19 protein-coding genes, 2 pseudogenes and 2 riboswitches are annotated in these 19635 nt (G+C 44.6%); of the genes and pseudogenes, 18 read left to right on the top strand and 3 right to left on the bottom strand.

Annotated elements, in window-relative coordinates; all coding sequences use genetic code 11:
* Window positions 1-155: 155 nt before the first annotated feature.
* A complete protein-coding gene (locus JCM15548_RS12740) occupies window positions 156-1064 on the bottom strand; it encodes a helix-turn-helix domain-containing protein (RefSeq protein WP_062125982.1) in 909 nt (302 codons plus the stop codon).
* A 114-nt stretch (window positions 1065-1178) separates the two neighbouring features.
* On the opposite strand from JCM15548_RS12740, the gene JCM15548_RS12735 reads away from it, so the two are divergent.
* The 3 genes from JCM15548_RS12735 to JCM15548_RS12725 all read left to right on the top strand — a co-directional run bounded on the left by JCM15548_RS12735 (window position 1179) and on the right by JCM15548_RS12725 (window position 4628).
* A complete protein-coding gene (locus JCM15548_RS12735) occupies window positions 1179-2966 on the top strand; it encodes an L-fucose isomerase (RefSeq protein ID WP_062125979.1) in 1788 nt (595 codons plus the stop codon).
* 184 nt (window positions 2967-3150) lie between these two features.
* A complete protein-coding gene (locus tag JCM15548_RS12730) occupies window positions 3151-4368 on the top strand; it encodes an FGGY family carbohydrate kinase (protein ID WP_062125976.1) in 1218 nt (405 codons plus the stop codon).
* Window positions 4302-4628: an FGGY-family carbohydrate kinase gene (locus JCM15548_RS12725; protein WP_062125973.1), complete on the top strand. Its 327-nt coding sequence runs from the start codon at window positions 4302-4304 to the stop codon at window positions 4626-4628. Before JCM15548_RS12730 ends, JCM15548_RS12725 begins: the two co-directional genes overlap by 67 nt.
* 647 nt (window positions 4629-5275) lie before the next feature.
* On the opposite strand, the gene JCM15548_RS12720 is transcribed toward JCM15548_RS12725, so the two are convergent.
* Together JCM15548_RS12720 and JCM15548_RS12715 are read right to left on the bottom strand one after the other, a co-directional pair.
* On the bottom strand, window positions 5276-6031 hold the full coding sequence (locus tag JCM15548_RS12720; RefSeq protein WP_227625780.1) for a nucleotidyl transferase AbiEii/AbiGii toxin family protein: 756 nt from the start codon (window positions 6029-6031) through the stop codon (window positions 5276-5278).
* 78 nt (window positions 6032-6109) lie between these two features.
* Window positions 6110-6730 (bottom strand): type IV toxin-antitoxin system AbiEi family antitoxin domain-containing protein, encoded by a 621-nt coding sequence (locus tag JCM15548_RS12715; RefSeq protein ID WP_157482742.1) that lies wholly within the window; start codon window positions 6728-6730, stop codon window positions 6110-6112.
* Window positions 6731-7019: 289 nt separating this feature from the next.
* Window positions 7020-7248, top strand: a riboswitch (cobalamin riboswitch).
* A 102-nt stretch (window positions 7249-7350) separates the two neighbouring features.
* On the opposite strand from JCM15548_RS12715, the gene JCM15548_RS12710 reads away from it, so the two are divergent.
* The 15 genes and pseudogenes from JCM15548_RS12710 to moaA all read left to right on the top strand — a co-directional run bounded on the left by JCM15548_RS12710 (window position 7351) and on the right by moaA (window position 19622).
* Window positions 7351-7938 (top strand): Dph6-related ATP pyrophosphatase, encoded by a 588-nt coding sequence (locus JCM15548_RS12710; protein WP_062125967.1) that lies wholly within the window; start codon window positions 7351-7353, stop codon window positions 7936-7938.
* A pseudogene (locus tag JCM15548_RS26735) lies at window positions 7905-8000 on the top strand (hypothetical protein); the annotation flags it as partial. The gene JCM15548_RS12710 and the pseudogene JCM15548_RS26735, both read left to right, overlap by 34 nt.
* 62 nt (window positions 8001-8062) lie before the next feature.
* Window positions 8063-8290, top strand: a riboswitch (cobalamin riboswitch).
* Window positions 8291-8428: 138 nt separating this feature from the next.
* Complete coding sequence (locus tag JCM15548_RS12705) at window positions 8429-10603, top strand: TonB-dependent receptor (protein WP_083985129.1); 2175 nt, start codon at window positions 8429-8431, stop codon at window positions 10601-10603.
* Between the two features lie 19 nt (window positions 10604-10622).
* Entirely contained in the window at window positions 10623-11423 is an 801-nt protein-coding gene (locus tag JCM15548_RS12700; protein WP_173427661.1) for a DUF4198 domain-containing protein, read from the top strand.
* Window positions 11424-11457: 34 nt separating this feature from the next.
* The gene (locus JCM15548_RS12695; RefSeq protein ID WP_062125961.1) at window positions 11458-12024 is read left to right on the top strand and encodes a cob(I)yrinic acid a,c-diamide adenosyltransferase; all 567 of its coding nucleotides are present in this window, start codon (window positions 11458-11460) and stop codon (window positions 12022-12024) included.
* A 231-nt stretch (window positions 12025-12255) separates the two neighbouring features.
* On the top strand, window positions 12256-12672 hold the full coding sequence (locus tag JCM15548_RS12690; RefSeq protein ID WP_227625779.1) for a PAS domain-containing protein: 417 nt from the start codon (window positions 12256-12258) through the stop codon (window positions 12670-12672).
* A 235-nt stretch (window positions 12673-12907) separates the two neighbouring features.
* Window positions 12908-13828, top strand: coding sequence for a tellurite resistance/C4-dicarboxylate transporter family protein (locus tag JCM15548_RS12685; RefSeq protein ID WP_157482740.1), 921 nt, complete (start codon window positions 12908-12910; stop codon window positions 13826-13828).
* The gene (locus JCM15548_RS26370) at window positions 13771-13944 is read left to right on the top strand and encodes a hypothetical protein (RefSeq protein WP_083985128.1); all 174 of its coding nucleotides are present in this window, start codon (window positions 13771-13773) and stop codon (window positions 13942-13944) included. Before JCM15548_RS12685 ends, JCM15548_RS26370 begins: the two co-directional genes overlap by 58 nt.
* Before the next feature lie 15 nt (window positions 13945-13959).
* A complete protein-coding gene (locus JCM15548_RS12680; protein ID WP_062125956.1) occupies window positions 13960-15015 on the top strand; it encodes a hypothetical protein in 1056 nt (351 codons plus the stop codon).
* A 36-nt stretch (window positions 15016-15051) separates the two neighbouring features.
* Entirely contained in the window at window positions 15052-15471 is a 420-nt protein-coding gene (locus JCM15548_RS24070) for a hypothetical protein (RefSeq protein WP_227625778.1), read from the top strand.
* Window positions 15387-17266 (top strand): annotated as a pseudogene (locus JCM15548_RS12675) (molybdopterin oxidoreductase family protein). Before JCM15548_RS24070 ends, JCM15548_RS12675 begins: the two are co-directional and overlap by 85 nt.
* 18 nt (window positions 17267-17284) lie before the next feature.
* Window positions 17285-17854, top strand: coding sequence for a 4Fe-4S dicluster domain-containing protein (locus tag JCM15548_RS12670; protein WP_062125953.1), 570 nt, complete (start codon window positions 17285-17287; stop codon window positions 17852-17854).
* A 7-nt stretch (window positions 17855-17861) separates the two neighbouring features.
* Window positions 17862-18371, top strand: a complete 510-nt coding sequence (locus JCM15548_RS12665) for a QcrA and Rieske domain-containing protein (protein ID WP_062125950.1) — start codon at window positions 17862-17864, stop codon at window positions 18369-18371.
* An 11-nt stretch (window positions 18372-18382) separates the two neighbouring features.
* Window positions 18383-18637, top strand: coding sequence for a DUF6755 family protein (locus tag JCM15548_RS12660; RefSeq protein WP_062125947.1), 255 nt, complete (start codon window positions 18383-18385; stop codon window positions 18635-18637).
* A gap of 4 nt (window positions 18638-18641) precedes the next feature.
* The gene (gene moaA / locus JCM15548_RS12655; protein WP_062125944.1) at window positions 18642-19622 is read left to right on the top strand and encodes a GTP 3',8-cyclase MoaA; all 981 of its coding nucleotides are present in this window, start codon (window positions 18642-18644) and stop codon (window positions 19620-19622) included.
* Window positions 19623-19635: the final 13 nt, after the last annotated feature.

The following is a 19635-nucleotide window of genomic DNA, read 5'->3' as shown; positions in this document are numbered from 1 at the left end:
CAATACTCTTACTTCACATTTTTGTTTCATTTTTATGCTTCAACAACTGCCTAATCGAAAATCAATAATTTCTTATTAAAGGGCATTTTAAAGCATTGAACCCATCCCAATCGATACATTTCTCATGAAAAACACCTTGCTCAGACACCCTTCCATTATTGGACAAAGCCCTTTCGATACCAGGCAGGTGGAATATTGGTTATTTGTTTGAATATCCGGGAAAAATGGAAGCGGTCGGCAAAACCACACTTCACGGCAATCTGGTCAATGGTAAAATCAGAGTGGTGCAAAAGGATGCAGGCCTCTTCGATGCGCTTCTTCTTGATGTATCTCTGGGGAGATAAACCCGTTTCGGCGGTAAAGAGACGAGTAAAGGCATTGGTGGCCATGCTGGTTGTTTGGGCCAGAACCTGGTTGTTTAAATCTCTGTTCAGATTTCTCTCTATGTGACTCAACACGTTGAGAATCCGGTGATCCTTTGAAATCAGATCCCACTTTGATTTGGGAATGTCCGCCAACAGTTCGGCAATGAGCGCTTGTACATCCAGAGAAGAATAAAAACTGAAACGCCGGAAATCCTTTTGTAAATGATCGACAATGGTCTTCACCCGCCGCTCTATCGATTGGTTTAATTCAGATACAAATACTCCGGGTGGAATATGGTCGTAGGGCATGCCCAGATTGAAATGGATAAACAGATGGGGAATGCTACCGTTTTCGATGATCTCCTGCTCGTTCATTCCATCGTCAATACGCCCACCCTCCAGCTCGTATTCCTTATCCGGAGCCAGCTTTCCTGTCAGACTGCTTTGAAAGGAGGTGTTCGGTGCAATCAGCACAATACTGTCCGGGTTCAGTTCGTAAACCCTGCCATTGTGCCTGATACTGGCACCGGCTATCTTATTGTAGTAAATGCGCCAATAGGGAAAAGCCAACTCTTTAAACTCCCATTTTTTGAGCCACCAATATCTACAACAGAGAATTTGCAGATTATACCGCGGAAAGAGTTGCAAGACATCCGAAGGATCACCTGCATCCGGCTTTTTATAGAAAACATGCTCCATCAACCTAAATGTTTAAAACAGATATAGAATAATCAAATTTAAACATTTTTTAGCACAATAATAAAACCCAGCTTTGCATGATACAAAAGTTTAAAAAATTAAAATCATATAGCTATGGCCAACAGGTTAATTGGTAGTTTACCCAAAATCGGAATCCGTCCCGTTATAGACGGTCGGGAACGCGGTGTGCGCGAATCTTTGGAGGAGCAGGTAATGGCTCTGGCCCATAAAGCAGCTAAGTTAATTGAAGACGAGGTCCGTTTTGCCAGTGGCGAACAAGTAGAGTGCGTCATTGCAGACACCACCATTGGCGGAGTGGCCGAAGCGGCCATGTGTTCCGAGAAGTTCAGAAAAGAAGGTGTCGGGGTTTCCTTGACCGTCACCTCCTGTTGGTGCTATGGTACCGAGGTAATGGATACGGATCCGCTCATTCCTAAAGCCGTATGGGGTTTCAATGGCACGGAGCGACCGGGTGCGGTATATCTGGCAGCTGCTTTGGCCGGATACACGCAGCGAGGCCTGCCAACCTTTGGCATTTATGGACGGGAAGTCCAGGATGCCGACGATCTAAGCATCCCCCTTGATGTACAGGAAAAGATTTTGCGCTTTGTAAAATCGGCCCTCGTCGTCGCACAAATACAAGGCAAATCCTATTTATCCATTGGATACAGCTCCATGGGTATTGCCGGATCTATGATCAACCCGCAATTTTTCAACGACTATCTGGGCATGCGGACAGAGTTTGTGGATTCCACCGAAATTCTTCGTCGGATAGATGAAGAAATCTATGACCAGGATGAGTTCATGAAGGCCTTGGAGTGGACCCGCCTGAATTGCAAGGAAGGAAAAGATTACAACAAGGCCCATAACCAGAGGGATGCTGACCGAAAGCAACATGAATGGGAAACCGTTATCAAAATGACCCTCATCATCCGGGACCTGATGATTGGCAATCAAAAGCTGATCGACAAAGGGCACCGGGAAGAAGGTCTGGGACGCAACGCGATTGTCTCTGGCTTTCAGGGACAGCGGCAGTGGACCGACTATCAGCCCAATGCGGACTTTTCGGAGGCCATTCTAAATTCTTCCTTCGACTGGAATGGCATTCGCCAGGCCTTTGTGGTAGCTACCGAAAACGATGGCCTCAACGGCGTTTCCATGCTTTTTGGGCACTTACTGACCAATACCTCACAAATATTTTCGGATGTGCGGACGTATTGGAGTCCCGATGCCGTCAAGCGGGTGACCGGAAAAACCTTAAGTGGAAAAGCCGCCAACGGCATTATTCACCTCATCAATTCAGGCTCAACCACGTTGGACGCCACGGCCCAACAAAGAAATGCAGAGGGAAAACCGGTCATGAAGCCCTACTGGGAGATCACCGAGGAGGAAATGAAACGCTGTCTGGAGCATACCTCCTGGCCCCAGGCCGACCGGGAATATTTCAGAGGGGGCGGTTATTCTTCTCAATTTAAGACCTCCGGAGAAATGCCGGTAACCATGAGCCGACTCAATCTGGTTGAAGGCCTGGGCCCGGTATTGCAGATTGCAGAAGGCTGGACAGTAGATGTGCCGGAAGATATCCATGCGGTATTGGACCAGCGCACCAATCCCACCTGGCCAACCACCTGGTTTGTGCCCAGAACCTCAGGTTCAGGCGCCTTTAAGGACGTCTATGAGGTCATGGCCAAATGGGGCGCCAATCATGGCGCCATCAGTTATGGACATATTGGTGCCGACTTGATCACCCTTGCTTCCATGCTAAGAATTCCGGTTTCCATGCACAATGTGGATACAGATAAGGTTTTCCGACCCAGCGCCTGGGCTTCTTTTGGAGAGGACAAGGAAGGATCGGATTACAGGGCTTGTGCCACTTATGGACCCTTGTACCGCTTTAAGTAGTCGTTAATACGGTCCCGAAAAATGGGGATAGACTGTCATTCTCAATTTTGAAACAGTCATTTACGAAAGCTATTCCGAAGCAGATAAGTGTTTGTCACCGGAATTTCACTTCGTTCTAATTCCTTGGATTCAAAATATTTGAAAGTCTTGTCGTAATAGCAGGACAGTTAGAATTCAGCATAAAATGAACAAAAAAGACAACATCGCCATTGTATTTGATTGCGGGGCCACCAACATCCGGGTCATCGCCATGGATGCCCATGGTCAAATACGCGCTTCGAAGTCGCTACCCAACGCTACCGAGGAGGATCCGAATCATACCGGAGGCAGAATATGGAATGTGGAAAATTTGTGGCAGAAATTTACTGAGGCCAGCAAACAAGTCGTGGCCCAAATAAATGATGAAGATATTGTAGGGGTTACGGTTACTACTTTTGGCGTGGATGGCACTTTTGTGGATGAAGCCGGGAAACAGCTTTATCCGGTCATATCCTGGCAATGTCCCCGTTTGGAATCCATAATGACCAACATCCACCGCTATATGGCGGTGGAGGAATTGTACAGAATCAGTGGCGTTTTTCCGTATGCTTTTAACACCATCGCAAAGATGGTCTGGTTTAAGGAAAACCATCCGGAAGTCATTGAAAAAGCCAGCCAGTTTTTGTTCATGCCATCCTTATTTTTAAAACAGCTGGGAGCAGAACCTACCAATGACAGCACCATGCTGGGCACTTCCATGATGGCCGATCTGAAAAACCGAGGTATTTCGGAGGATATTTTAAAGGCCTTTGACTTACCAAAAGCGCTTTTCGGGAATATCGGTGAACCGGGGGATTGTGTAGGTTCAGTAAGTGCCACAGGAGCTGAGGCAACAGGCATCCCGGAAGGCGTCCCTCTTTTTCTGACCGGCCACGACACCCAATTTGCCATTTTTGGCTCGGGTGCCGACTTAAATCAGCCGGTTTTGAGCTCAGGCACCTGGGAAATACTGATGGCCCGCAGTGCGCATTTCAGCTCCTCATCCGAAGAACTGAAGGCCGGCTTAACCACCGAGGCCGATGCCCGGCCCGGTCGCTACACCATCGGTCAAAACTGGCTGGGGTCGGGCGTATTGGAATGGTTTTCGCGCCACTTTTATCCCGGACTGAAAGGGGATGAATTGTACCAAACCATGATTGAAGAGGCGGAAGCGGTGCTGCCGCATCAACACGGCTTAATCATCGATCCCGGCTTCTTGACCGACGGCGGCCAATCAGGCGGCGTCATCAAAGGCTTAACCCTGCAAACCTCCCGTGCTGAAATATACCGGGCGCTGCTCGAAGGCTGGCATTCAGATTGCGGGAAAGTCTGGAAATACTCCAAAGCGCCGGTGGATTTAATACCGACCGGATCATCTGCGTAGGTGGTGGATCCAAAAACAGGATCTGGAACCAAATAAGAGCCGACGTCTGCCAGGTACCGGTCCAGTTAATTCAACAAAATGAAACCACTGTCTTAGGTGCTGCCCTCTTCGTCTTTTCAGGTGCCGGTGTTTTTAAAAATCCTGAAGCAGCCAGAACAAATATTGACTATTCGCCCATTTTAATTGAACCCAATAAGGATAGCGCCAGCTTCTACCAGGAACAATACAGGAAATTTTTGGAATTAAAGAAGCGAAATTAGAGGTAATAGTTCGTTAAACTTTTTTATTTGACCCCTCAGCACAAAGAAAGATAACCTATCCCCACCAGCCAAATCATTTCCATTTTCCGGTAATTAAAATGGGATTAACCTTAGTTTCTAAATTACTAACTGCGAATCTTCGATCGGTTTTTGGCAACCCGCTACAGCAAGGAATAGAATTAGAACAGCAATTATGGAGTATTTCATAGGATTAAGGTTTTATTTCGACAATGGGTACAAACAACTATCTATTTCACATCTATAATTTCAAATTTATAATTCTTGAAATTGGCCGACATCAGTCCATATAGTACGGATTGATTGGGAAGCGCTACCTTGGTAATATATGTATCGCCAACTTCAGCATTTTTAAACAGGGCATCTAATTACGTATATTGAACCAATAGGTCGATTATCCTAAATTTCATACGCAACATTTTACGATTTGTTGCCAAATCATTTCAATTTTCATGGTAACAGTTCAGAACCTTCAGTAGAATAAACGACCGTCTGATCAGTAAACGCTATCTGCCTCTTGATTATCCATCCTGTCTGATGTTTAATAGCACGCCCATAATTGGAATCAATCATGCTGGTGGGCCATGGCTAAGAAAGTCATGGCGCTAAATTTGCCAGAAATTATTCGCTCAATCGACAATCGAAACCCTCTCGGCTAACTGCAAAAAATAGTCTTTCGACCATATATCCAACTCTTTAGGAATTTTTACAAAACGAAGAACATCTTGTTTTACTTCCTTTATATTGGTTGTGTTAATTTTTTCTTTCAGAAACTCCCTAAATGTTTCTCTGGTGATAAAGTCCTTGGAAAATCCTTCACTTTGAACCGCGCGCTCTGTAAAATGCGCAAAATTTAAGGGGATGTTATTTCTAAGGTACCACTCAAAATCGTACCAGTCACGCCCTTTAATTCTGTTATTCCATTTTCTGAATAATAAAGCATGCATCTTTCCGGCAAACAGGTCTGGTAAGGTATAGCACCGAACCATAAAAGAGTAGGGTAGCATTAATAATTTATGTTCGGTAGAAAACAAACCTGGAGGTGTGGTATCTACCTCGAGCTTGATTTTAATAGATGGTTCCGTTTGAAATTTAAGATTTATAACATCAGTGTTGTCTTTTAAAAAAGCCGATTCTACATTGGTGAAGTTCCTTTTAGTTCTTTTTGAAATTTCCACTTCCCTTCCCAGTCCTTGAAATTCACGAACAATATCCTCAAAATAATCTTCCAATGACAAGGAACTTTTTTTATCGATCAGGGAAAAATCCAGATCTTCAGAAAAACGGTTCAAACCATGAAAAATCCTCAGGCAGGTGCCTCCGTAAAAAGCAGCCTTCTGAAAAAAGCCTCCACGACTAAGACCGGACAAACACACTTGTTGCATGATTTCTACCATGCATTATGCCTGTCCTGCAGGTTTGTAATCTGATTGTCGTATTTCGACAACATTTGATGAATAATATCAGCCATTTCTTAAAACGTTTTCAATAAACAACAGCTCTCTTCCTTTTCTTCCGAATTCTGCACATTGGCGGAATATTTCAGTATCCCAACTTGGCCTTTCGTCTAAGTCTATGCGCATATCCTCGACAAGATAATTGTATGCTGCCCGCCTTGATTGCAGCCGCAGCCCCGAAGTAGTTATTAACAGATCGCAGATGGCTTTTTCAGGGCTGGCAATTAAAAAGGCATAGCTGTTTTCGTGTATAAGTTGCTGTATGCCCACTGAAAAATATTTAGGCGGAACACTTTCATACTCAAATAACCCCAAACTATTTTGAAAGTTTCTGGCTCTTTTTGTAGTAGCCGAAACCATTACTGTCACCCTTTCCGGAATAAGGGCATGGAAGCGCAATGCACTTTGCATTGAAACGTAAGATGGTCCGTAAATTCTATTAGCAATAAGTTCGGATGAAAGCAATACACCTGAAACGTTCGGATCTACAACATACAGCCCCCTTTTTAGGCGAATGAGCTGCCCATCGCTCTCCAAGCGACTAATGCGGTCGTTGGGAGAACTGTACGCGGCCATTGCTTCTTGCAATACGGAAGATTCAATGGGGATATTGCCATATTTGCTCAAGTCATACATATCACAACCCAAATGTAGCTAATTACGCACAGAAAATCAAGTAAATTACGACTTAATGTGCAAATACAGCTATATCATATTATTTTTTCTACAACAAAATGCGTGAATGTTGTTTCATTAACTGAATACCTCCCCCACTATCGCGAAGAATTTATGGGCTCACCTGCCCCGGGAGGGGCCAGAAAAACATTAAAAATTCAGCTGTTGTCATTGAACATTAACCCCACCCGCCAAATCACTTCCATTTTCCGGGAATTATGATGGGATTATCAAAAAATAACTATCTTCGCATCGTTTTGGTGGATTTTTCCTTTTAGGAAAAACCTTAAAATGGGAATCCGGTGCTTCAGTAAAGTGAAAATTCCGGAGCTGTACCCGCAGCTGTAAGTCCTTTTTTCCGTGTAAACGGAAATGTTTTGAGAAAACTCTTGCCACTGTCCCTCAGTTAAGGGATGGGAAGGCCTCAAGACAGGACAAGCCAGAAGACCTGCCAAAAGGTAAATTATTAATTCAAACTTCGGGAGAAAAGTTCTGAATCACTGTAATGAAATGGCTCTTTTGAGTTTATTTCATCGGTTTATCCTATTTCTCAGAGGTGAAAAATCATTATTATGAAAGCATTTGCGTCCTGGAGTGGAGGTAAAGACTGCATGCTTGCAGTATATCGGTACCTTCAAACCATAGACCATGAGATGGCGTATCTGGTAAACATGTGCGATGCCGACGGTGAGCATTCTCGTTCACATGGTATAAACAAAAGCTTCATTCGAAGTCAGGCACAGGCCATGAACATTCCAATAGTACAGCAAGCTACTGATTTTACGGGATATGAAAGCTGTTTTAAAGCGGTAATAGCTGACCTAAAAAAAGAAGGTGTTACAGCCGGTGTATTTGGGGATATTTATCTTGTAGAACACCGAAAATGGATCGAGCGGGTTTGTAAAGAACTGGATATGGACCCCATTTTTCCGCTCTGGGAAAACGATACGAAAGCGCTTTTGAAGGAATTTATTGAGGAAGGATTTAAAGCCTTTACCGTAGCTATTAATACGCACAAGCTCGATAAAAACTGGATCGGCCGGGAATTAGACAGGTCCTTTTTTAATGACATAACGACCGTGGAAGACATCGACCTTGTGCCGAAAATGGAGAGTATCATACTTTTGTTTATGATGGTCCTCTTTTTTCCAATCCGGTAAAATATGAGAAGGGACAACCTTACGAGAAGGACCATCACATTTTCATACCATTAAATGAATAAATGATGTAAGACCAAAAATTCAGTATGTTGGTTGATACTGGCAAATTGAACAACTAAATTATAATATTGTGATGAATTTTGGTGTTCCGATCTTTTTCAAGATCGGAATGAAAAGGGAATCCGGTGGTTCAGTAAAATGAAAATTCCGGAGCTGTACCCGCAGCTGTAAGTCCATTTTCCTGTTCAAACGGGAATGTTTTGAGAAACTCTTGCCACTGTTCCGATGCCTCGGGATGGGAAGGCCTCAAAACAGGATAAGCCAGAAGACCTGCCAGATTCATTTTTATCATAGCTTTCGGGATAAAAGCGGTGTGATTTTTCTATAAAAAATAAATCACAATCCACTGTTCCATGTTGCGGCCCGGGATGTAACCCGGAACTACCGAAGGTTTATGGTTTTTTATTGTTAAACTATAAACTTTTAAAAAATGAAGAAACTATTTCTAATGGGCATGCTATGCCTTATAGTGAACCTTGTGTTTTCACAAGAACAGGATTCTGTCAGGCAGTACAATCTGGATGAGGTGGTGGTGTCTTCCACCCGCGCCAATACACAACTTAAAAACATACCCCAAAAGGTGGAAATCATAGATAAGGGCATGTTGCAGTCCCTGCCTTTAAGTAACATGGCCGATGTCCTTAAAACCTCAGCAAACCTTGATATCATCCAATATCCGGGATTGTCTTCAACCATTGGCATGAGGGGATTTTCGCCCAGTGCGCACGCCCGAAGTTACACGCTTTTGCTCTTGAATGGAAACCCATTGGGCACCACCAACATCAGCTGTTTGGATAAAGATCTTGTGGAAAGGGTTGAGATTATAAAGGGCCCCTATTCCACATTATACGGTTCTGATGCCATGGGAGGGGTAATCAACATCATTACCAAAAGTCCTGTTGCCAAAAATACCGGTAGCGCAGAAGTGGGCTTTGGTAGTTATGGGAACTTAAAATTGAGCGGCAGCGTTAACGGGATTTTGAGTACAAAATCGCTGTTTCGCATAGGATTTACCCGAAATGAACAAAGGCTCGATTATAGGATTGGGAACAGCAACATGTTGAAAATGTCAGAGAAGGGGAAGTCGATGCTAGACAAGGCCTCCTTTGGAGATGTAATGAAAAATTCCACCTGGCAGTACAACCAGGTGAATGGTCAATATGTGTTCAATATCAGCGACCGGTGGGCAACCGGTTTTGATTTGATCTATTTCAATGCCAACGACATAAAAACGCCCGGCAATTATTGGGGAAGCTATGGGCAAAGCAAAAAGGACATTGACAGAATTAACCTGTATGGAACTTTGAGGAGAAAGACCGATAACAGTAATTTCTATTTCAGTCCGTATTTTACCCAAGAAGCCAACGCCAACTACACAGACAATTCTGATTCAAGCTTTGTCTCCTTTAACAGCAACCTACGGGAGTACGGTTTTAAGATGCACGACAATTTTTCACTGGGCCATTTTAAAATTGTAGCAGGTGCAGATCTGGATGTTTACCGTTACGAGTCGGACCGGTTTAAAGGCAAGGCCACCCCAACAAATCCTTATTCCCCAAATCACCAAAACACCAAGGCTGCCATGTTTTCGCAAGTGACCTACAGCAATGGAGGTTTAGATGTGAATGGCGGACTGAGATACAACGACATCTCCTATAATATCGAGAAGAACGATTCTCTTCAGGGAACCGGTGGTTCTGAAACCTATCATAATTTAAATCCTTCGTTGGGCGTCCAATATAAACTTCCAGGTAACGTGAAACTGCACAGTAGTTATGGTACCGGTTTTTCTGTGCCCGATGCTTTTAGAGTCGCAGGCTTTTATGCCGTCTCAGAATACCTGGCTGCATGGGATTATTGGTGGGTCAAAAATTACATGGGGAATCCCGACTTAAAACCCGAATCCTCATCAACCATCGATTTAGGCGTAAGCTATTCAACGCCCAATAAATTCCTGTTTCTTGATTTAACCTATTTTGCCACCCAACACAGTGACAAGATTATTGAAACAACGCTTGACTCAGTCGTTGTGAATCAGAACAAGGTGGCTTATGATGTTACCTCCTATAAAAACGCCAACAATTCGGCCATGAATGGGATGGAACTGGTTTCTTCAACCAATCTGGGGGCTTTGTTCGGCAATGAATTTAAGTTGGAGATTTATGGGAATCTGACTTATATTTTTAATAATACGGTTGATGAAACCTTTGTTTCAAGTGGAGGGAAGGACAGTATAGTAACCCGCGACTTGCTGTATGCAAGAAAAAGCAATGCCAATTTCGGTGTGGTGTATGATAATTATAAAGGCCTTATAACGCGCTTGCACGCCAGATATATTGGTTCCAGATTAGAAAAAGACAACTTTTCAAAGTTACGTCCCGGCCTGACTGCCGAGCATTATTATACAAATGGGGGTTATACGGCAAAAGATAAAATTCTACAACACCCCGAATATTTGGTATTTGATTACTCAGTAGCCTATTCGGTTAACAATTATCGGTTTGGTATAACTGTTTCAAACATCTTTAACGAAAACTACACTGAAAAAGATGGCTACAATATGCCCGGGCGTATGTTAATGGCCTCTTACAGTTACTCTTTCTAAATTTTTAAATGCTGATACCATGAAAATTAAAACTATTATTCTCTTTCTTTTTCCCTTGCTCGCTTTTGTCGCTTTTAGCGCCCATGTGCCTTTTCTGAAGCCGAATCAATTTGTTGTTCTGCACAATCGATTTCAGGTTGAGTCCTCTTTCACCGAAGATCCTTTTCAGGCAGATTTTGCCATGCATGCTCCTGTTTATTACCTGATTGATCCCCATGGGGATCAATCAACAATTGCACCTGCTGCAAAAACCAGTGCGGCTGTTTATTTGGAACCCCTTATTGCCGATTCGGGAACCTACCGGATACATGCCGCACCCCGAAAGGGTCCCCAATACCGGGGGGTGGAAACCGAGGATGGGAAAAAATACTTCTCGGACGATACCTTAAGGGTGGCAGGAAAGAAGATAACCCTGCAGTATTTCAGCAGCGCCGACACCTATGTCTGTAAAGGTAAGCCCGACTATACGCCAACACCTTTGAACCATGGTGTGGAAATTATTCCTTTGTCCCCACCCAATGCCCTTAAAGTAGGTGAACCTGTTAACTTCAGGGTTTTGCGTGACGGACAAGCGGTTGCCCATGCGCGAATGGTGGTGGCCTACGACAATGAGCACTATGTCCTGGATAACCCCGTCGATTTATACGACGTGGAGAACCAAAGAAGAAATAATGTCTTCGCCGATGGTGACGGTCTCTGCACTTTTATTCCTGAAAAGCCGGGATTGGTTCTTTTGTTTGTTACCATACATGAAAACATCGGCAGCAACCGTTGGGAAAGTCATAACAACTCACTCACCCTGGAAATCAGGGGTCGTTAACCAGTTAAATAACAGCACTAAAAAGATAAGAAATATGAGAATCTACACACGTACCGGAGATAAGGGATTGACCAAAATTTTCGGAAATATGTCCTGCAAAAAGGACGACATAAGAATTGAAAGCAATGGCCAATTAGATGAAGCCAATTCCTTTATCGGCTTGCTGCGTTCTAAACTGGACGAAAATCATGCATGGCAGAAGGGTTTATTTAAAATTCAAACCGACATCATGGACATGATGTCGCACATTGCCACACACTCCTCCAAAAGGGAAGAAAACAAGGTTGCACGGCCAGTGGATGGAGAAGGGTTTTGCGAGCATTGGATCGATAAGATCTTGAATGAAATGCCTGAACCCCATGATTGGTTCATTCTTCCCGGAGGCAATGAAGTCTCGGCCCTATGCCATGTGGTGCGCACCACACTAAGGACGGCGGAGCGGAGATTGTTCACCTTGCACAGGGAGGATCCTGTGGAGGAGTTTATTCTGAAATACATCAATCGCTTATCCGACCTGTTCTTTGCCTTGTCACGCTATGAATTGCATACAGCCCAACTGACCGAGGAAAAGCTGCGGCCGTTCCGACGGGAAAGACGATAGGTTTTAAGGCCCAAAAGCCCCGGCTTTTGGGCCTTATGCTTTTATTTCCACAAGGCAAAAAATAGCAAATCAAATGCGATGCCATAGTCTTGATTGGCAATAATTGTTGCGCAATTGAAGAGTTAATCCTATTTTGCAGCTTGAATGTGAATCTCATGGAAAGGAAGTTTTCATATCACTTTGATGAAGAAAAATGCGTATTGTTTAAAACGTATTTTGGGCCAATTACCATTGAGTACATTAATTCGTCATTATGAGGAAGGTTATATGACGCCGGAACAAGTAAATTTGCTCCTTCGCTATTTACCGGTTGACATAACCTATGTGGATGAGAACGACCGGGTCATTTTTTACAACCGGGGTGAAGACCGCGTATTTCCAAGAAGCAAAGGGGTTATTGGTCGGGAAGTTAAATTTTGCCATCCACCCAAGAGTGTTCACATGGTATTGCGCATAGTTGAAGAATTTAAAGCGGGCACCAAGGATGTGGCAGAGTTCTGGATTAATTTTAAAGGGCGGATGATTCACATTCGCTATTTTGCCATCCGTGATAAAGAGAAAAACTACCGGGGTGTTATTGAAATGTCGCAGGACGTCACAGACATTCAAAAACTGGAAGGCCAAAAGCGCCTGCTCGACTGGGACTAACAAAGAAATCAAAGCGGATTGGGATGACAGAATTTAAACCAATGCTCCTCAGGCTTGTAAGCCCTCAAGGAGCATTGGTTTTTTTATATGCTTAAGAAGCCGAATAACTGCAACTTGTTGTTTGGAATTAATCTAAACTACCAAACCCATAGTTTTAATAGTGAAAAAATGTATTAAAGAGTCTATTATCTTTTTATTTTTGCTGGTAATAAAAGACTAAAACATCCTTTATTCCGTGAAAAACTCAGTCGTTCAATCCTTGCATCCCGCTTATTTTTCCATGGTTATGGCCACAGGTATAGTAGCCATTGCAGCATGGTTTTTGGAGTTTAAAGGCATCAGCCTAATACTTCATTACCTCAACATGGCCTTCTACCTGGCCTTACTGGCCATGCTTGTAGCGCGCATTTTTTTTCACGGCAAGGCCATAATAGCCGACCTTTTGGATTACCAACGGGGCCCGGGTTACTTTACTTTTATAGCGGGAACAGCTATAGTTGGCAACCAACTTGTCATTATTGAAAACGCCTTGTTTTATGCAAAAATCCTGCTTTGGGTAGCTTTGGCGGCATGGGTCCTGATAACCTATAGTTTTTTCGTCGTTATCACCATTAAAGAAAATAAGCCCACATTGGACAAAGGCATCAATGGAGCCTGGCTGGTCATCATCGTTTCCACACAGGCCGTTAGTACGCTTATGTCCACCCTTGCGCCCGACCAACCCTTTGGGGAGTTTTCCATATTTGTGGCCATGGCCTTTTATATGGTAGGCGCCATAATGTACATTTATATCATGTCGCTGATTATTTATCGCTTATCCTTTTTTTCACTGAAACCGGATGAATTGGGAGCTCCTTATTGGATTAACATGGGGGCTGCTGCAATAACCACACTGGCAGGCTCACGATTGATTTTAAATATTGATATCGACACACCAATGGGCGACTTCATTCCCTTTCTAAAAGGCTTTACCTTTTTTTACTGGTCGGCCAGCACATGGTGGATCCCCCTGATGCTGATTCTGGGCAGTTGGCGTCACCTTTTTAAAAAAGTACCGCTACCCATTTCCCCGCAGGTTATAACGTGGGATACTGGGGCATGGTCTTCCCCCTGGGAATGTACACGGTTTGTACTTTTTTACTTTCAGAAGCATTAAACCTGCCCTTTCTAAAAATAATACCCATCTATTTCATTTATATCCCTTTTGTCATTTGGATGGCAGTTATGACTGGTTTTACCCGTCATCAGATTCAAAAAATAAAAACCAAATAAGAAAAAAATCGGCCTATGTTAAAGCATCTCCATTCGCTCAACCGAAAAGCAGCTGTAAACGGACTGATAGCTACAGCTCTAACAATTGCTCTGGTCTTCATCGGGTCCCGCAATCTTCAAAACTTTGACCCTGCCTTAATAGGCTATCTGGCCGGAACCGTATTTGCCGTATTTGGGGTAACCTACCGCTATAGCGTATGGATTCAACGTCCGGCTACCCAACTCTACTGGAAGCGCAGTCTGCAATTTCTGTTCAGTAAAAGCTTTATTACTTACAGTCTTCTGGGCCTGAAACTGGTGTTCCAGAATCTGCTTATTCAGAAATTCATCTTTAAACGAGGTACCACTCGTTGGATAGGCCATATGCTTTTTGCCATGGGCTGTTTGCTGGGTTTTGCCATTACCTTGCCCCTGACCTTCGGCTGGATACATTTTGAATTTAAGCCGGGCGATACAATGAACTATTATGCGCATTTTTTCGGCTTTGAGATGGGCGGCTTTGAACTGGGCTCGTTAATGGCTTTCATGGCCTTTCACGGACTTGTTTTTGCCGCCATTATGGTGACGGCTGGTGTTGTTATGATCATTCGCAGGCGATTGACAGATGGCGGACTCATTGCCACCCAGACGTTTGAATTCGACTGGATTCCCCTATTCTTGCTTTTAGGCATAGCTTTAACCGGCATCGGCATAGCATTCGACTACACCTACCTTCAAGGTCGAACCTATCAATTCATGGCCATTTTTCATGCCATGACCGTTATCCTGTTCCTCCTCTACCTGCCCTATGGGAAATTCTTTCATATATTTCAGCGGCTGGCACAGCTGGGCGCCATTTTGTATCGGACCGAGGGACAAAAAAGAGGAATGGCCATCTGCCCACATACAAAGGAACCCTTTGCTTCCCAATTACACATCGACGACCTTAAACAGGTAAGCAGAGATATGGGTTTTGATTTCACCCTTGAAGACGGAAGCAACTACCTTGATTTGAGTCCGGAAGGTAAGCGTTCAACGCTTGCCAAAGCACACATGAAAGTGCGTGAAGAAGGTGGTGGCTTCTTCGGTTAGTCTGTTTGTTATTTAATCTGCAAAAACTTTTCAATCATGACAAAACTTCCGGTTTCTAAAGAAGATTTGATAAAAAAATATGGTCCTCACAAACAATACACGCCTAAAGAGGGCTTTTTTGGGGCACATGAACCCGACAAGCTGGTAAAAACCCATTGCTGCTTCTGTGGTATGCAATGTGGCATCCAACTCAAGGTTAAGAATAACTCCGTGGTAGGGTTTGAACCCTGGATGGAATTTCCGTTTAACGAGGGCCGTCTCTGCCCAAAAGGAGTGGAGCGCTACCTGCAAAACAACCACCCTGACCGCCTGCTTCAACCCTTACAGAGGCTGAAGGTAAAGGCTTTGAGCCGGTCGAATGGGACACAGCCATGGAGCGGACGGTTGCAGAAATTAAACGCATCCAGAAAGAATATGGCCATGATGCCATGGCCATGCTCTCAGGCGTTTCTCTAACCAATGAGAAGAGTTACATGGTGGGTAAGTTTGCTCGCCTGGCATTGAAAACGGCCAATCTTGATTACAACGGCAGACTTTGCATGGTGAGTGCCGGAGCAGGCAATAAAAAAGCCTTCGGACTCGATCGAAGTTCGAACAGCTGGGAAGATTTAAAGCATGCAGAGGTCATACTAATTGCTGGGGCCAATGTCAGTGAGACTTTCCCCACGCTTATTCATTATATTTGGGAAGCGCGTGACCACGGGGCCAAATTGATTGTGGTCGATCCCAGAGTAACCCCCATTGCCCGCACGGCAGATATCTTTTTACCGGTGCGGCCGGGAACCGACTCTGCCTTGTTTGGAGCAATGCTTAAGGTGCTGGCCGACAATGACTGGCTGGACCATGAATTCATCGAAAAACACACTTCGGGGTTTGAGGATACCTTGGATGCGGTTAAGGATTATACCCTTGAATGGGCTGAAGAAATTACCGGCGTACCGGCCCACCGCATTTTGGAAGCCGCCACCCTTTGGGGCAAGGCAGCCACGAGCTTTTTAATGCATGCCAGGGGCATTGAACACCATACCAAGGGAGTGGACAATGTACTGGGATGCATCAATCTGGTACTGGCCACTGGCCGAATTGGCAAACCCTATTGCGGTTACGGGACCATTACCGGGCAGGGTAACGGACAGGGCGGTCGTGAGCATGGTCATAAGTGCGACCAACTGCCTGGCAACCGCGATATTACCAACCCGGAACACCGGCAGTACATCGCTAAAGTCTGGGGCGTAGAAGAAAAAGAAATCCCGGGAAAGGGACTCTCGGCCTTTGAGATCATTGATGCCATCCACCGGGATGAAATTAAAGGATTGATATCCATCTGCTTTAACCCCCTCGTATCATTACCCAATAGCAATTACGTACGGGCGGCATTGGAAAAACTCGAATACTTTGTGGCCATCGATTTCTTTTTAAGCGAAACAGCTCACCATGCAGACATTGTAATGGCTGGATCACTGCACGAGGAGGAAGAGGGAACTGTTACTACCGCAGAAGGGCGTGTCGTTCGAATCCGGGCGGCGGTCACCCCTCCGGGAAAAGCACGAAAAGACAGTGATATCATTATGGAGTTGGCCAAACGACTCGGAGCTGAGGATAAATTCACCTACGCTGACAGCGAAGCGGTATTTAACGAATTACGCGTGGCATCCAAAGGCGGAACGGCCGACTATTATGGTATTACCTACAAAAAAATAGAGGACAATATGGGTATTTTCTGGCCCTGTCCCACCGAAGATCACCCAGGAACTCCCCGTTTATGGGAAGACTTCCAATTTAAAACGCCCGATGGGAAAGCCCATTTTAATCCGGTTCCTTACCGCGAATCAGCAGAAGTCCCTGACGAACAATTTCCTGTGCGGTTAACGACCGGCCGCGTAGTTTCACAATATCTAAGTGGCACACAAACCAGGCGCATTGGTAAGCTGGTCGATCAAAGTCCCTATCCCCAGCTCGAAATTCACCCCGAATTGGCGGCCAAATATGGTATTACTACCGGCGATCTAGTGAGGGTACATACCCGCAGGCCGAGGCTGAATTCCCGGCTTTGGTTGTGGAAACCATTCGTCCCGACACCGTATTCATACCCTATCACTGGGGCGGAAAAATGGCGGCTAACCAGCTCACCAACGGTGCGCTCGACCCCATTTCCAAAATTCCCGAATTTAAAGCCGCCACTTGTCAGCTGATTCCTACGGGTAAAAAGGCGACCGAAGAATACCTGCAAAAAGCATATCAGAGTTATTAACCGGAAACAAAAGTGATTATGCCAGATAATACAAGCGGAGAACCAATGGAGTTCTTCATAGACATGCAACGTTGCATCGGTTGCAATGCCTGTGAAATGGCGTGTGCAGAATGCGAGACCAACGGACAGGAGAGTATGATACACATTCATTATGTGGACAGGCCATTCTCGGTACAAACCACCGTGCAGGTTTGCATGCATTGCGAAGAACCGGCCTGTGCCAATGTCTGCCCCGCTGACGCCATTACTCTTGGCGCAGATGGCATCGTACATACGGCTAAAACTTCCCATTGCATCGGCTGTTCCAATTGCGTATTGGCCTGTCCCTTTGGCGTTCCTAAAAAAAGCGACACCAAGGAATTGATGATGAAGTGCAACATGTGCTATGACCGGACAAGTGTGGGTAAAAAGCCCATGTGTGCAACGGTATGCCCCAGTCAGGCGCTCTATTTTGGCACCCGCACAGAGATAGCAGAAAAACGTCCCAATAGCATTCCGGTTAACCATTTTGGTTTTGGCAATGAAAATGTCAAGACCAAGGTCAATATCATGATGCCAAAGGGATATTCATTCTTAAAAGTTAAGTAAGCAACCCATGAGCGATAACAAAGAGAACAAAACCCCTGCATGGAAGCGCGACTTCCCCCTGCGCCGCGAAGAGGCCACACACGTATCAAGACGTGAATTTGCCAAATTCCTAGGCCTCTTTTCCGGAGGTCTGGCCTTGGCCAGCACAGCCATTGTGATAAAATCTCTGGCTTTTCCGCACAAAGAACTCGAAGGTGAACACTTTGTTTGCAGAATTGATCAACTTCCTGAAACAGGCATGTTTCAATTTGAAATTGAAGGAAGTAAAACGGTTCCCTACATTCTGTTGCATCTGCCCGGAAACCAATACAGGGCTTATGAACAAAAGTGTACCCACCTGGCTTGTGCAGTAAGATATTTACCGGAGAAAAACATCATCGAATGTCCCTGTCACAAAGGGCATTTTGACCCTGACACCGGCCGTGTTTTGCAAGGCCCGCCACCGCGGCCATTGCCTAAGCTGGAGGTGATTCGTAAAAACGACGGCCTTTATGTGCGTGCCTTTAAAAACGTTTAAATCCTTTCATTATGGCCAATTTTAGATACTCACAGGACAATGCCCATCGCAGCAAATCCAACTTGCTGCTTTCGGCCATTATTGTTTTATTAATTCTTAACATCACCTTTCAATTGTGGTTTTTATTCGGAGCCTTGAACAATGCCTTGCAGGAGAACCTTGAGTTTGCTATATATACAGCGATAGGCTCCATTGTTATGGCGGTATTTTCGTTCTGGATTCTGAATTATCTACCCGACCCGCAAAAAAGCGAGTCCAAAAAATAAACGCATGCTTAAAGACCAGTTTGGAAGAATTCATAATTACCTGCGTATTTCATTGACGGATGATTGCAATTTCCGTTGCCTGTATTGCATGCCCAATGAGAAAATAAGCTGCCTGCCGGGGAGCCAGATTATGCAACCCCATGAGATTCTCAAACTGGCTGAAACATTTGTGAATCTGGGCGTCAACAAAATCAGGCTGACAGGCGGAGAACCTTTGGTACGTAACGGCTTTGGCCAGATTTTGGATGAACTCGCTCAGCTACCCGTTGAGCTAACCATCACCACCAACGGCTTTCTTCTTAAACGCTATTTGCCAAATTTGCTGGATGCCGGGGTAAAAAGCATTAATGTGAGTCTGGATGCCCTTGATCCCAAGCGCTTTGCTGCAGTCACCCAACGCAATCATTTTCAAATGGTATGGGACAATATCATGCTATTGTTGCAAAACAATATCCGGGTAAAAATCAATACGGTAGCCATGGCTGGATTAATTGAACACGAATTATTCGATTTTATTGAACTGACGCGTGACTTACCCCTGCATGTACGCTTTATCGAATTTATGCCCTTCAATTTGAACGACTGGAAAAGCAGCAAAGTGATCACGGCTGATCATTTGCTTCAGCAGACGCAAAGTCGCTACAAAATTGTAAAATTGAAAGATGAGCCCCATGCCACTGCCAAAAAATACAAAATACCCGACCACAAAGGAACCATTGCCTTTATCACAACCATGAGTGATCATTTTTGTGAAGAATGCAACCGCATTCGATTGACGGCTGACGGCAAACTAAAAAATTGTATCTTTAGTAGTGAGGAAACCGATTTGCTAACGGCGCTTCGAAAAGGCCAGGCCATTGAACCGCTCATTCATAAAGGACTGTATTCCAAACACCGGGCACTGGGGGGCCAGTTCGACCAAAATTACAAGCTATTAAATCCGGAGGCCCTTAAAAACCGTAGCATGATCAGCATCGGAGGTTAAACAAAACAAGACA

The organism is Geofilum rubicundum JCM 15548 (genome assembly GCF_000974365.1).
In the GTDB taxonomy this organism is placed as follows: Bacteria; Bacteroidota; Bacteroidia; order Bacteroidales; family Marinilabiliaceae; genus Geofilum; species Geofilum rubicundum.
The sequence above is the reverse complement of the archived record's forward strand: the minus strand, read 5'-3'. Positions and strand labels throughout refer to the sequence as shown.